This is a genomic window from Streptomyces sp. NPDC055239 (assembly GCF_053606205.1).
The window spans coordinates 97,536-110,894 of record NZ_JBSGRD010000017.1 but is presented as its reverse complement, the minus strand read 5'-3'; the positions used below and the strand labels follow the sequence as shown (position 1 = coordinate 110,894).

Here is a 13,359-nt window from a genome sequence, read left to right as displayed (position 1 = left end):
CCCCGGCGAAATCAGAGCCCACACGATGCGCCTTGCTTACGCGAGCGCCTCCGCAAGGCCGTCCGCCGCCAGGATCCGCCACTGCGGGTCACCGTGCAGCCGCCCCCAGTGCGCCATGGTCACCGCCCTGGCCTGTGTCCACCGGCGGGCCCGCTCCCTGTCGACCTCGGCGGCGTCCGAGAAGACGGCGAGGCGGCGCAGGACGGCCGCCTTCGCGTCGGAGGCGGCGAGCAGCTCGTCGAAGCGGTGGTGGAGCAGCGTGATCGAGTCGTACGCCGGGTCGCCCGCGTACCCCTTGGGGTCGATGGCGAGCCAGGGTTCGCGCTCGCCCCGCAGGACGTTGCCGACGTGCAGATCGCCGTGGATGAGGGTGTCCGGCTGGTCGGGCCCCAGTTCCCGCAGGGTGCCGATCGCGGCGTCGAGCAGGCGCGAGGCCAACGGCGATCCCAACTTCTCGTCGCCGTCGCGCAGTTCACGTTCCCACTCGCCGCACAGCGCGCTCACCCTGGGCAGTTCGGCGGGTGCGGGTACGGCAAGGCGTCTGGCGAGCCGGCCCGCGGCCGTCAGCGCCGTCTCGGCGTCCGGCTCGTCGGCGAGCGAGCCAGGACCCGCCTGTTCGAGGAGCATCGCGAACCGTGGGTCGTCCCGCTCGTGCAGGCGGACCGCGCCCCGCCCCTCCCACACGGTGAAGGCGTCCGGCTCGTGGACGTTGCCGGGGTGCGGGAAGGAGATCTTCAGGACGGCGGGCAGACCGTCGTGCCGACGCAGGACCGGAATGATGACGCCGACCTGCCCGTGCGTGACCGGCGCCGACGGCACGCAGCCCCAGCGGTCGAGCAGTTCGTCGGCCAGCTCCGGCAGGGACGCCAGCCATGAGCGGCCGCGCTCCCCCTCCCGCTGGACGGTGCTCGCGGCGAAGTCCTCGGGTGGATCGATCATCCCGGCACCCTAACGAAAACAGCAGGTGGCTACCGTTCACCTCATGCCTCTCGCTGAAGCCGCCGACGGCACCGCCCTGCACTACGAAGTCCACGGCTCCGGCCGCCCCCTCGTCCTGCTCAGCGGGCAGTCCAACAGCCGCCGCTGGTGGGACCCGGTGCGGGACGACTTCGCCGCCGCGTACCTGACCGTCGTACTCGACTGGCGCGGTACCGGCGAGAGCGGGCGCCCCGACACCGACAGCTACAGCACGCCCGGCTTCGCCCGCGACGTCGTCGCCGTCCTCGACCACGCGGGGATCGACCGCGCCCATGTGTACGGCACGTCGATGGGCGGCCGTGTCGCCCAGTGGGTCGCCGCCGACCATCCGGAGCGGGTCGACCGGCTGGTACTCGGTTGTACGTCTCCGGGGGCGCCGCACGGCATCGAGCGCGGGCCCGAGGTGCGCGCCGCCCTCGGTCAGCCCGACGCGGCGGCAGCGCGCCGCGCCCTGCTGGAGTTGATGTACACCCCGGACTGGATCGCCGAGCGGGAGCACGAATCCGAGAAGCCCGTGTTCCATACCCTCGGCGATCCGTCCATGCCCCCGCGCGCACGCCGGCGCCATCTGCGCGCAAGCGCCCGGCACGACTCCTGGGACGCGCTGCCGCGGATCACGGCGCCGACGCTCGTCGTGCACGGCACCGACGACGCGTTCAACCCGACCGCCAACGCGCCCCTGCTCACGGAACGCATCCCCGGGGCACGGATGCGGCTCGTCCCCGGTGCGCGGCATGCGTACTTCGAGGAGTTCGCGGAGGTCGCGACGCCGCTCGTGCTCGACTTCCTGAAGGGAACAGAAGGCTAGCTTCCGCTGCCGTACGGCTTGGTGAAGATCTCCAGGTTGTGGCCGTTCGGGTCCTCGAAGTACGCGCCCCGGCCGCCGTCGTTGGTGTTGATCTCGTTGACGGTCTTGTGGTGCGGGTCGGCCCAGTGGGTGAGGCCCGCGTCCTTGATGCGGCCGAAGATGCCGTCGAACTCGTCCTCGGAGACCAGGAAGGCGTAGTGCTGAGGGGTGATCGCCCCGCCGTCGCTGTCGGCGTAGTCCAGCGTGACGCCGTTGGGGATCTCGACGGGGATGAACGGGCCGTACTGGGGGCTCACTTCGAGGCCGAGGAGGTCGGCGAGGAACTGGGCCGACGCCTTCTTGTCCTTGGCGGTGACGATGGTGTGGTTGAGCGCGATGGACATCGTGCGACCTCTTCCTGCGTCGATTCCTGCGTCTGAAGTGCCCCCGTGCTGACGTCCACCACACTAGGCAGGCACCACGCGTCCGGCATCGGTCACACGGCCCCCCACCTGGTGCGCAATGCGGACTAGGACCGCGGGCCGAGTCGAGTTCCGGCCATACGACATCGCCCTGCTGTCCCTTTCGGGGCAGCAGGGCGACGGCAGCGGAAGTGGCAGATCAGATCGTGGCCGTGTCGATCACGAAGCGGTAGCGCACGTCACTGGCGAGGACGCGCTCGTACGCCTCGTTGATCTGGTCGGCGTCGATCAGCTCGATCTCCGAGCCCAGGCCGTGCTCGGCGCAGAAGTCCAGCATCTCCTGGGTCTCCTTGATGCCGCCGATCATGGAGCCCGCGAGGGTCTTGCCGCCGCCGATCACGGAGAAGAGGTTGAGGGAGACGGGCTCCTCGGGGGCGCCGACGTTCACGAAGGCGCCTTCCGGGCGCAGCAGGCCCAGGTACTTGTCCAGGGGCAGCGGCGCGGAGACCGTCGAGAGGATCAGGTCGAAGGAGCCCGCGAGCTCCTCGAAGGTGGCCTCGTCGCTGGTCGCGTAGTAGTGGTCGGCGCCGAGGCGCAGACCGTCGTCCTTCTTGCGCAGGGACTGCGAGAGCACGGTGACCTCGGCGCCCATGGCGTGCGCGATCTTGACGCCCATGTGGCCGAGCCCGCCGAGGCCGACGACGGCGACCTTCTTGCCGGGGCCCGCCTGCCAGCGGTGGAGCGGGGAGTACGTGGTGATGCCCGCGCACAGGAGCGGCGCGGCGACGTCCAGGGAGAGGCCGTCGGGGATGCGGACGGTGAACGCCTCGTCCACGACGACGTGCGTGGAGTAGCCGCCGTAGGTGGGCTCGCCGCTCTTGTCGAGGGCGTTGTACGTCTGGATGTTGCCCTTGTCGCAGTACTGCTCGAGGCCCGCCTTGCAGTTGTCGCACTCGCGGCAGGAGTCGACCATGCAGCCGACGCCGACGCGGTCGCCGACGGAGAACTTGGTGACGGCGGAGCCGACCTCGGTGACGACACCGGCGATCTCGTGGCCCGGAACCATCGGGAAAATACCCTCACCCCAGCCGTCGCGGGCCTGGTGGATGTCCGAGTGACAGATACCGGCGTACTTGATGTCGATCAGTACGTCGGACTCGCCCACCGGGCGGCGCGGGATGGTGGTCCGCTCCAGGGGGGCCTTGGCGGACGGTACGGCGAAAGCGGTGACGGTGGTGGTGCTGGTCTGTGCGGTCATGTCCTCCACCGTGCCAGGCTCGCGGACATCTACCCAGGTCACAGCTCTGCCTACGTCCATCGGTCCTACTACTGACGGGGACAGGCTCGTATGCGTACGACCCCTGATACTGGAATGTATGGACGCCGACGCCGACCAGCTCCCGCACTCCCCCGCCTCCGAGCCCTCCCTCGACGGCCGCGCCGAGCTCAGCGAGTTCCTGCGCACTCGCAGGGCCCGGCTGCAGCCGGAGGACGTCGGGCTGCCGAACTTCGGGCGCCATCGGCGGGTACCGGGGCTGCGCCGCGAGGAGCTCGCACAGCTCGCCGGGGTGTCCGTCGCGTACTACACCCGTCTTGAGCAGGGCAACGGCCGCAACGTATCGGGCGAGGTCCTGGACGCGATCGCCCGCGCCCTGCGTCTGACGGACGCCGAGCACTCGCATCTGACGCACCTGGCCAAGCCGAAGCAGCACAAGAAGAAGCGCGCCGCCCGCCCGCAGCACGTACGCCCCGCACTGCTCCAGCTCATGGACACGATGGACGGCGTCCCCGCCTACGTGGTCGGCCGCCGCACGGACATCCTCGGCTGGAACCGCATGGCCGCCGCGCTCTTCGGCGACTGGGGCGCGCTGCCGCCCGAGGAGCGGAACTGGGCGCGGATCTGTTTCCTGCACCCCCAGTCACGCGTCCTGTTCCGGGACTGGGAGCAGAAGGCGTCGGACATCGTGAGCTTCCTGCGCATGGACGCGGGCTGCTTTCCGAACGATCCGCTGCTCTCCGCGCTCGTCGGCGAGCTCTCCGTGAAGAGCGAGGAGTTCCGGAATCTGTGGGCCACGCATGACGTGCGTGAGAAGGGCCACGGCGTCAAGCGTTTCCACCACTCCTTGGTGGGCGATCTGACGCTGTCGTTCGAGACACTGAGCCTGCCCGACGATCACGATCAGTCACTGATGATGTACCACGCTGAGCCGGATTCGGCGTCGGCCGACGGGCTGCGGCTGCTCGCAAGCTGGGGAGCGGACGCGACGCGCACCGGGGCGGCGGGCACGAGCAAGTAGCTCACGGCTGGTACGGAGGCGCCGCGCCCCAGTTCCACAGCGGCACCGGCTGCTCTGCGGGGCGGCTCGCCTCCGGGCCCGAGAAGTGGACCGCGAGCCGGGTGCCCCACTCGACGTAGGCGAGGAAGGCGGACCGGAACTCGGCGTCCGTCGGAAGACCCGCGTCGTCCGCCGCGTCCTGCATCAGGTTGACCCAGCGGCGGCGCTGCGGCTCGGTGATGCCCTTGCCGAGGTGCTTGCCGACCATGTGGGTGTGGCCGCCGTGCGCCTGCGAGTAGGTGGCCGGTCCGCCGAAGACCTCACCGAGCCACTGGGCGACGTGCAGGGCGTGCTCGGCGGGCAGGTCCGCGAAGAGCGGGGCGAGGAGATCGTCCTTGAGGACCTTCTCGTAGAAGCTCTCCGTCAGGCGCTCGAACTTCTCCTCGCCGCCCGCCCATGAGTAGAGGGTCGGGGTCGACGCGCCCGTGCCGCGCACCGTGGTGGGCGTGTAGTGGCGCATCTCCTCGATGTTCTCGACGTACGGGCGGATCTCCGCGAAGAACTCACGGAAGAGCTCCGAGCTCCTGAAGCCCTCCAGGTGGTCGGTGGTCGACGTCCAGGTGACGCGGAGGACGAAGTGCTCGAAGTCCTCCTCGCAGCGGGAGAGTTCGTAGTCGACGCACTGCGGTGCCGCGGACAGGGGGACGGCGGCGCGGGTGTACGCGGAGAGGAACTCCGCGGAGCGCTCGGACGGGATGCGGTAGCGGATGTACTCGACGGTGTGGGCGGTCATGTGTCGTCGGCTTCCTCTGCGGTGGGTGGTGCCGGCACGTGCGCTCCCCAGTCCCACAACGCCTGAAGGACCGGGCCGAGTTCTCTTCCGTGCGGGGTGAGGCCGTAGCTGACGGTGGGCGGCCAGCCGGGTGTCCTGGTGCGCAGGACGACGCCCGCGCCGACCATCTTGGCCAGCCGCTCCGTGAGCACCTTGTCCGACAACTCCGGGAGCAGGGAAGCCAGTTCGCTGTACGCGCAGGAGTCGGCCCGCAGCAGTTCGCGGACGATGAGGGTGGTCCAGCGGCCGCGCAGGGCGGCGAGTGCGATCTCCACGGGGCAGGCGGGGGTGGGTGCGCTGACACGCGCCCGGGGATCGTCCGGAAGCCCCTGCCCCTGACCCGGCCTCGGCCCCGGCCCCTGCCCCACCCCCTGGCTTACCGTTCGGTGAGTCACGAGAGCCCCTCCTACTGTGGCCCGCAACCGAGCCTCACCAGGAGGGTTACATGCTTCACCCACCCCTGCCCACCCGCGCCGAAGATGTTCCCGCGGCCTTCGCCGAGCGGTTCAACAGCGGCGATCCGGGGGCGGTGCACGAGCTGTACGAGGCGGGCGCCGCCTTCGTGCCGGAGTCGGGGACACCGGTCCACGGGATCGCGGAGATCACCGAGGCGAACCGGCCGTTCCTCGCGATCGGGCTCCCCCTCTCCGTACGCCCCCGCCACGTGCACGTCTCCGGCGACATAGCGCTGCTGGTGGTCGACTGGGAGATCGAGGGCGTCGTGAAGTCCACCGCCACGGACGTGGCGAGGCGCGGCGCCGACGGACACTGGCGATACGTGATCGACAGCCCTTTCGGCGCCGCGCCCCGCGACAACGGCTAACTCACCTGCCGTAGCGTTCTACTTGCCGTAGTACGCGTTGTAGATCGACAGCGTCGACTTGTTCCCCTTCTTGTCCGTGATCTTGGCGTGGAAGGAGATCGCCTTGCCCGCGGCCGGGTTCTTGACCTTGATCTTGCCGCCGCTGACGGTGACCTTCTTCCAGGTCTGGCCGTAGTCGTACGACACGTACGTGGCGAGGGACTTGAGGTTCGCGCCCGCAGCCGCGCCCTGCACGGTCACCGGCACGGACTGGGTCGCACCGGCCTTGGCCTTGCTGCCCAGGTCGACCGCCGCGGCGAACCGCGCCGTGGAGACCGGCAGCTTCGCGTTGTCGGCCTTCTTGGAGCGGAACGTCCAGCTCGCGTCGATACGGGTGGAGGCAGCCGCCACCTTGACGCTGCGCTTCACGGACGTCGACAGCTTGTACTCGGCGTCGGCCGCCGGGACCTTGAACGTGGCGCCGCCGAGCAGCGGGTCGTCGTTCTCGCCGATCTTGGTGGCGCCCTTGTAGAGGGTCGTCTTCACCGACGAGAAGAGCGAGGAGCCCGCGTGCGTCTTGCCGTCGGCGAACAGCGGCAGATAGCCGCCGATCTCGTTGCCGTCACGGGACACGCCGTACTCGCCGCCGATACGGGGGCCGAAGACACCGGTGTTGAACGTCTTCTCGTAGCTCTTGCCGCCCGTGAACTTCTGCGCGGCGCCCAGCGTGTAGGCCGCGTCGACGATCGGCCAGCCGTCCGGGTCGACCCCGGTCCGCTGCTCGAAGTTCAGGCCCCACTTCACGCTGTCGGCCGTGGACAGGTACATCGTCCGGGTGCCGGGCAGTGCCTGGGGGATGTTGATCGAGGAGCCGCCCGAGCTGCCGGGGAGGTAGCCCAGGGCGCTGATCGTGCCCTTCTTGTCCTTGGCCGCCGCGCCCAGGTTCGCCTTCACCGTAGCGAGGTCGGATGCCTTGTAGTGCTTGGTGTAGCCGGTCGCGACCTGCTTGACCTTGCCTCCGGCCACGGTGTTGTACTCGGCGTCGTCACCCTTGACCCAGTGACCGTCCCACTGCTGGTGCAGCGAGCCGTCGGTGACCTGCGGGCCCAGGTGCGCGGTCCGGAAGTCGGTGTACGCGTCGAGCCACCAGCCGAAGGAGTAGCTGCCGTACGCCACGTCGAGTGTGTAGTCGGGCGAGGCGAAGAACGGCTTGGCGCCCGCCGACGGGACCGTGATGTCGACCGGCTTCGTCTTACGGGCGTCCAGCGTCACCGTCGTGTCCTTGGTGATGCTCAGCTTCGGCTGGGCGAGCCAGTCGGCGCCCTTGGTGAAGTCCCTCGGGTCCTTGTACATGCTGGTGTTGAGCACGTAACCGCCCTTGGGGACACGGATCTTGACCGTGCCCGAGGCGTCGTAGGGGTTGAAGGACTTCTGGGCGGCGAGTCCGGAGAGACCCTCCAGGTCGCTGTCGTAGTACTGCGGGGCCTGTCCGTCGCGCCCGATGTGCTTCAGCGTCAGCTGGTACGACTCGACCTCGCGCTCGACCACGGCCGCCGTGCGCACGGACTGCCCGCCGCCGGTCGCCACGACGTACGCGGAGTACGCGCCGTCGACCGTTCCGCCGAGCTTGGTGTCGGTGGTCAGGTCGACCGATGCGGTGCCGCCCGCGGGGACCTTCACCGTCTTGGCGCCGAGCTTGAAGAAGCCCGTGGGAGCCGCGGCGCCCTTGGGGTTGGTGCCCGTCACCGACAGGTCGAGGGTGACGTCATCCTTGCCGAGGTTCTTGTACGTCACCTTCTTGGTGACCGGCTTGTCGTCGGTGTGCGGCCACTGCTGCTTCTCGAAGCCGACGGACACCGGCTCAGCGACGACCGACTGCTTGATGGCCTTGTCGACGGCGATACGGCCCGAACCCTGCTCGAACGGCGTGTACTTGCCGCCCTTGGTGGACGCGGTAAGGGCGCCCTTGAGCTCGGCGTACTTCCAGTCCGGGTGCTGCTGCTTGAGCAGCGCGGCGGCGCCCGCCACGTGCGGGGTCGCCATCGACGTACCGGAGATCGTCAGATAGCCCTCGGGGTTCTGGCCGACCTCCTGGTCGATGACGCTGCCGGGGGCCGCGGCGGCGGTGATGTCCACGCCGGGCGCGGTGACGTCGGGCTTGATGGCGCCGTCACCGACGCGCGGGCCCTGGCTGGAGAAGTCGGCGAGCTTGTCGTTGTCGTCGACGGCGCCGACGGTCAGGGCCGCGTCCGCGCTGCCCGGGGAGCCGACGGAACCGGGCTCCCCGTCATTGCCCGCCGCGATCGCGAAGAGGACGCCCTTGTCCGCGGAGAGCTTGTTGACCTCGGCTTCGAGCGGGTCGACACCGGGGGTGTCGCCGCCGCCGAGGCTCAGGTTCACGATGTCGGCGCCCTGGTCGGCCGCCCACTCCATGCCCGCGATGATCCCGGAGTCCTCGCCGTAGCCGGTGTCGTCGAGGACCTTGCCGTTCAGGAGCTTGGCGCCGGGCGCCACGCCCTTGAACTTGCCGCCCGACTTCGCGCCGGTGCCGGCCGTGATGGAGGCGACGTGCGTGCCGTGACCGTAGTGGTCCGTGGCGTCCGCCGCCGTCGTGAAGTTCTTCGCGCCGACGACCTGGTCCTTCAGGTCGGCGTGCGTGGCGTCGACGCCGGTGTCCAGGACGGCTACCTTGACGCCCTTGCCGTCGAACCCGGCAGCCCACGCCTTGTCGGCGCCGATCTGCCGCACGCTCTTGTCGAGGCTGGCCTTGCGGACGCCGTCGAGCCAGACGCGGCTGACGCCGGACGCGGTGGCGCCGCCCTTGTCGGCGACGAGCGCGGACCACAGGTCGGCGGCGTCCTGCTTCGGGGTGGTGATGGCGTCGGCGTTCAGGGACTTCAGGGTCCTGCGGACCTCGGTGTCACCCGCGGCGCGCACATCGGACCTGGCCCCGGCGGCCGCTCCCTTGTAGCCGACGATGAGCTTGAGGCCCTTCTTCTGGGCCCTGCGGTTGTCCTTCTTGCTCAACTCGGTGATGTCGAAAAGGCGCTGATCGAGCTTGCCGGTGGCTATCAGGCGCTGCGCGTCGGCCGGTATCACGAGCGTGTGACCGCCGACGCGCTTCGTCAGTACGGGTATCCGCTCCCGCCCCTTGGCCCGCTCGAAGGCGATGACGCGCCCCTTGGAGTCTGCGGTGACACGGTCGCCGGTGATGAGGGTGACGCGGTGCGTGCCCTGTTCGGCGCTCTTGAGGCCCGCCGCCTGTACGGCAGCCGCCTGTGCGGCTGCCGCGGTGGCGTCCGGCGACTGCTTCGCCGCCGACGCCGGGCTGGTCATGCCCGCGGCGAGGGCCACGGCCGCCGCTGCGGCGATCGTGGCCCCGTAGGCTCTCTTCACTTTTCTGCGCAAGTCTCCCCCTGGAGCTCAAAGGGGCTCCCGCCCCCTGGACGAGGAAGTATTACTCAGAGTCGAACATCTGCTCAATAGTGCGTCAGAAGTGACGAGTTGGTTGTTTGGTCACTGTGTGGCGGCCTGCTCCGTGACCTTGATCTGCCCGCGCTTGATCGTCGCGAGGCGCGGGGCCTTCCTGGCGATCGCGCTGTCGTGCGTGACCATCACGAACGTGAGGCCGTGCTCCTTCCAGAGACCTTCGAGCAGCTCCATGATCTCGTCGCGCATCGACTCGTCGAGGTTGCCGGTCGGCTCGTCGGCGAGCAGTACCTTCGGCCGCTTGACCAGGGCGCGGGCGATGGCGACGCGCTGCTGCTGGCCGCCGGAGAGTTCGGCGGGCAGGTGGCTGAGGCGTTCGCCGAGGCCCACGGAGGCGAGGGCGTCGGCGGCGCGTTCGCGGCGGTCGGCCGCGCGCAGGCCAAGGGGGACGAGCGCCGTCTCGACGTTCTCCTGGGCGCTGAGCGTGGGGATGAGGTTGAAGGACTGGAAGACGAAGCCGATCGACTCGGCGCGGACCTTGGTGAGCCGTGCCTCGGGCAGCGCGGCCAGGTCGACGCCGTCGAGTTCGACGCTGCCGGACGTCGGCCTGTCGAGCCCGCCGAGCATCTGGAGGAGCGTGGACTTGCCGCCGCCGGTCGGACCCTGGATGACGAGCCGGTCGCCGTCACCGATGGCCAGATCGACTCCGGCGAGCGCGTCGACGGTCTCCTTGCCCCTGCGGTACTGCTTCGTGACGCCTTTGAGCTGATACATGGTGTGACTCCTGCGATACGTAAGGGGGTTGGCCGCGTGCTCGATGCGCGACGGTCGCTGAAGGCCGCCTACTCGACGCGGCGCAGGGCGTCCGCGGGGCGCAGTCGCGAGGCACGCCAGCCGCCGAAGGCGCCCGCGATGAGGCCACCGGCCACGGCGAGGCCGACGGCGAGCACGATGGTGGTGGCGCTGACCGGCGCGGTCAGCGAGATGTCGAGGGCCTTCGACGCGGACTCGCGCAGGGCGCCGCCGGGGCCGCCACCGCCGGGTCCGCCGCCCATGCCGCCGCCCGACTGCCCGCCGGCCGAGCCGAGTTCCGCCGTCAGGGTGGGGCTGATCGCCGTCACCACATACGCGCCGCCGAGGCCGACGGCGATGCCGAGCACTCCGCCCACCAGGCCGTTGACGACCGCCTCGCCGATGACCTGCCGGGTCACACGGCCGCTCTTCCAGCCGAGCGCCTTCAACGTGCCGAACTCCCGTACGCGACGGCTGACCGCCGACGACGTAAGCAGGCCCGCGACCAGGAAGGCCGCGACGAGCACGGCGATGGAGAGCCACTTGCCGACGCTGGAGGCGAGGTCGGACGCCGTGGAGAGCGAGCCGGAGACGGTGTCGGCGAGGTCGGCCGACGTGGTCACGGTCGTACCGGAGACGTTCTTCTGGATGGCGCTCTTGACCGCGTCGATCTGCTGCGAGTCCGCGGCCTTGACGTACACCGTCGTGATCTTGTTCTTCGAGTCGGCGAGGGTCTGCGCCCGCTTGAGCGGCAGATAGAGATTGGCCGCCGCGTCACCGCTGTCGGGCGTCGCGACACCGACGACCTTGATCTTGGTGCCGGAGATCGTGACGGTGTCACCCACGGAGAGCTTCTTCTCCTTGGCGTACGAGGCGTCGGCGACGGCCACCTTGGCGTCGGACTCCGTCCCCGTGAACGTACGCCCCTTGCTGATCCGGGATGAGGTCAGCGGACCCAGGTCGAGCTTGCTGACGTCGGTTCCGTAGACGCTGTAGGAGTCGACGTCGAAGTCGGCGCCTCCGCCGCGCACCTGCCCTTCCTGCTGATCGCTGCCGCCGCCACTACCGCCACCGCCGGGCCGCTCGCCCTTGCCGGTGGAGCCCGGAGCCTGCTCGAACTGCCCGCGCTCGAACTGCCCGTTCACCTTCATGACCTGAAGGCTCAGCCCGCCGACGGCGTCGGCGACACCGTCCTGGCCGTCCACCTTCGCGACGGTGGTCGAGGACAGCGTCTGGAAGCCCTGCACCATGACGCGGTCGCTGCTCTGCTCCTTGCCGTCCTCGTCGTCGGCATCCTTGGCGTCGAACTTGAAGCGCGGACGCCCCTCGGTCTGACCGCTGCCCTCCTTGGCCGGAGTGGCCGCCTTGGTGACGGTCATGTCCGTGCCGAGCCCGTAGAGCGACTGGAGGACCTTGCCCTGGGCCTGCTCCATGCCGGACGACACGGAGTTGACGACGATGACGAGCGCGATACCGAGCGCGAGCCCGGAGGCCACGACGAGGGCCGCTTTTCTGCGGCGGCGCAGCTCGCGCCTCAGGTAGGTGAAGAACATGTGCGTGAAGCTAAGTACGCACCGTGATGAACGGATAAGGGCGGCATAAGAGAAGGATGAGAAGCGACGAGAGGCGATGAGAAGCCCGAACGGCAGCGGCCCGCATCCCTGTTCAGGGATGCGGGCCGCTGCCGCGCATAGGCGCGAAGGTCTGTCCAGGTCGGCTCAGACGGCCGAACCGGCCTTCCACTGTGCCCAGTCCATGACCCAGCCGTTGAAGCCGTTGTCGGGCTGGACCGTCTTGTCGCCGGTGTTCCGGACGTCCACGACGTCACCGACCATCGAGTTGTCGTAGAACCAGGCGCCCGGGGTGCTCTTGTCGCCCGCGCCCTTGGCATCCTGGAGGCCGACACAGCCGTGGCTGGTGTTGGCGCCGCCGAAGATGGACTTGGCGCCCCAGTAGTTGCCGTGGATGAACGTGCCCGACTGGGACAGGCGCATGGCGTGCGGCACGTCCTTGATGTCGTACTCGCCCTTGCCGTCGCCGTCCGTGAAGCCGACGGTCGCGCCGTCCATGCGGGTCTCCTTGAACTTCTCGGAGATCACCATCTTGCCTTCGTACGTCTTGTTCTCCGGGGAGCCCGCGGAGATCGGGATGGTCTTGATGACCTTGTCGTCCCGCATGATCTTCATCTGCTTCGTCTTGGCGTCGACGACGGAGACCTGGTTGCGGCCGATCTTGAACTGGACCGTCTTCTGCTGGACGCCGGTGACGCCGTCCGCGCCCTCGACGCCGTCGAGGGCCAGCTTCAGAGTGACCGTGGAGTTGCCCTTCCAGTAGTCCTCGGGGCGGAAGTCGATGCGGTTGTTGCCGAACCAGTGGCCGACGACTTCCTGGCCGCTGCTCGACGACACCGTGATGTGGGACTGCACGTCCTTCTTGTTCGTGATCGCCTTGTCGAAGTTGATCGACACCGGCATGCCCACGCCGACCGTGGATCCGTCCTCGGGCGTGAAGTTCCCGATGAAGCTGTTCTTCGGCGAGACCGTCGTGAACTTGGAGTTCTCGTGGGCCTTGCGGCCGTCGGAGTCCTTCGCGGTGGCGCTGATCTTGTACGTCGTGGCGCGCTCGAGCTGGCCGCCGGGCTTCCAGCTCTTCTTGTCGGCAGCTATCTGCCCCTCGACCGCGGTGCCCTTGTCGGTCGTCATGGTGACGTCCGTCAGGGAACCCTTGCTCACCTTGACCACGGCGGCGTTGTTGATGCCCGCGTTGTCGGAACCGTCCTTGGGCGCGATCTTGATGTCGGCCTCGGACGTCTTCTTGGCAGCTGCTTCGTCGACCTGGTTCTGCGATTCCTTGCCGCCGGCACTGTTCTTGTCGCCGTCGTCGCTGCTGCAGGCCGAGAGCACCAGGACGCCGCCGACCAGAGCGGACACGGCCGCGAGACCCTTGCGCCGCCCGCGCTGCCGCCTACTGTCCGTCATCACACGCTTCTCCATCGTTGCTGAATTCACCAACACGCCAAGAACGCCGAGAGTCCCCGCAGT

At 69.1% G+C, this 13,359-nt stretch carries 12 protein-coding genes; 3 read left to right on the top strand and 9 right to left on the bottom strand.

What is annotated here, in order from left to right; all coding sequences use genetic code 11:
* Nucleotides 1-36: 36 nt before the first annotated feature.
* Nucleotides 37-939, bottom strand: a complete 903-nt coding sequence (locus ACWFRJ_RS38870; RefSeq protein WP_453542384.1) for an aminoglycoside phosphotransferase family protein — start codon at nucleotides 937-939, stop codon at nucleotides 37-39.
* Nucleotides 940-982: 43 nt separating this feature from the next.
* On the opposite strand from ACWFRJ_RS38870, the gene ACWFRJ_RS38865 reads away from it, so the two are divergent.
* Nucleotides 983-1,786, top strand: a complete 804-nt coding sequence (locus ACWFRJ_RS38865; RefSeq protein WP_453542381.1) for an alpha/beta fold hydrolase — start codon at nucleotides 983-985, stop codon at nucleotides 1,784-1,786.
* Here the strand turns inward: ACWFRJ_RS38865 and ACWFRJ_RS38860 are convergent.
* Both ACWFRJ_RS38860 and ACWFRJ_RS38855 read right to left on the bottom strand, forming a co-directional pair.
* Nucleotides 1,783-2,169 carry a VOC family protein gene (locus ACWFRJ_RS38860; RefSeq protein WP_453542378.1) on the bottom strand — a complete coding sequence of 129 codons (387 nt, stop codon included), beginning with the start codon at nucleotides 2,167-2,169 and terminating at the stop codon, nucleotides 1,783-1,785. The two genes, ACWFRJ_RS38865 and ACWFRJ_RS38860, sit on opposite strands and share 4 nt — an antisense overlap.
* Before the next feature lie 217 nt (nucleotides 2,170-2,386).
* Nucleotides 2,387-3,445 carry an NAD(P)-dependent alcohol dehydrogenase gene (locus tag ACWFRJ_RS38855; RefSeq protein ID WP_453542375.1) on the bottom strand — a complete coding sequence of 353 codons (1,059 nt, stop codon included), beginning with the start codon at nucleotides 3,443-3,445 and terminating at the stop codon, nucleotides 2,387-2,389.
* A 118-nt stretch (nucleotides 3,446-3,563) separates the two neighbouring features.
* Between ACWFRJ_RS38855 and ACWFRJ_RS38850 the strand changes: the two genes are divergently transcribed.
* Nucleotides 3,564-4,484 carry a helix-turn-helix domain-containing protein gene (locus ACWFRJ_RS38850; RefSeq protein WP_453542373.1) on the top strand — a complete coding sequence of 307 codons (921 nt, stop codon included), beginning with the start codon at nucleotides 3,564-3,566 and terminating at the stop codon, nucleotides 4,482-4,484.
* 1 nt (nucleotide 4,485) lies between these two features.
* Here the strand turns inward: ACWFRJ_RS38850 and ACWFRJ_RS38845 are convergent, their stop codons facing one another.
* Together ACWFRJ_RS38845 and ACWFRJ_RS38840 are read right to left on the bottom strand one after the other, a co-directional pair.
* The gene (locus tag ACWFRJ_RS38845) at nucleotides 4,486-5,256 is read right to left on the bottom strand and encodes a globin domain-containing protein (protein ID WP_453542370.1); all 771 of its coding nucleotides are present in this window, start codon (nucleotides 5,254-5,256) and stop codon (nucleotides 4,486-4,488) included.
* Entirely contained in the window at nucleotides 5,253-5,570 is a 318-nt protein-coding gene (locus ACWFRJ_RS38840) for a winged helix-turn-helix transcriptional regulator (RefSeq protein WP_453542367.1), read from the bottom strand. Before ACWFRJ_RS38840 ends, ACWFRJ_RS38845 begins: the two co-directional genes overlap by 4 nt.
* Nucleotides 5,571-5,740: 170 nt before the next feature.
* Between ACWFRJ_RS38840 and ACWFRJ_RS38835 the strand changes: the two genes are divergently transcribed.
* Nucleotides 5,741-6,118 (top strand): YybH family protein, encoded by a 378-nt coding sequence (locus tag ACWFRJ_RS38835; protein WP_453542364.1) that lies wholly within the window; start codon nucleotides 5,741-5,743, stop codon nucleotides 6,116-6,118.
* Between the two features lie 18 nt (nucleotides 6,119-6,136).
* Here the strand turns inward: ACWFRJ_RS38835 and ACWFRJ_RS38830 are convergent, their stop codons facing one another.
* The 4 genes from ACWFRJ_RS38830 to ACWFRJ_RS38815 all read right to left on the bottom strand — a co-directional run bounded on the left by ACWFRJ_RS38830 (nucleotide 6,137) and on the right by ACWFRJ_RS38815 (nucleotide 13,311).
* Nucleotides 6,137-9,493, bottom strand: a complete 3,357-nt coding sequence (locus ACWFRJ_RS38830) for a S8 family peptidase (RefSeq protein ID WP_453542361.1) — start codon at nucleotides 9,491-9,493, stop codon at nucleotides 6,137-6,139.
* A gap of 120 nt (nucleotides 9,494-9,613) precedes the next feature.
* Complete coding sequence (locus ACWFRJ_RS38825; protein ID WP_453542358.1) at nucleotides 9,614-10,300, bottom strand: ABC transporter ATP-binding protein; 687 nt, start codon at nucleotides 10,298-10,300, stop codon at nucleotides 9,614-9,616.
* 68 nt (nucleotides 10,301-10,368) lie between these two features.
* Nucleotides 10,369-11,871, bottom strand: coding sequence for an ABC transporter permease (locus ACWFRJ_RS38820; RefSeq protein ID WP_453542355.1), 1,503 nt, complete (start codon nucleotides 11,869-11,871; stop codon nucleotides 10,369-10,371).
* Nucleotides 11,872-12,036: 165 nt separating this feature from the next.
* Nucleotides 12,037-13,311 carry a L,D-transpeptidase gene (locus tag ACWFRJ_RS38815; RefSeq protein ID WP_453542352.1) on the bottom strand — a complete coding sequence of 425 codons (1,275 nt, stop codon included), beginning with the start codon at nucleotides 13,309-13,311 and terminating at the stop codon, nucleotides 12,037-12,039.
* Nucleotides 13,312-13,359 lie beyond the last annotated feature (48 nt).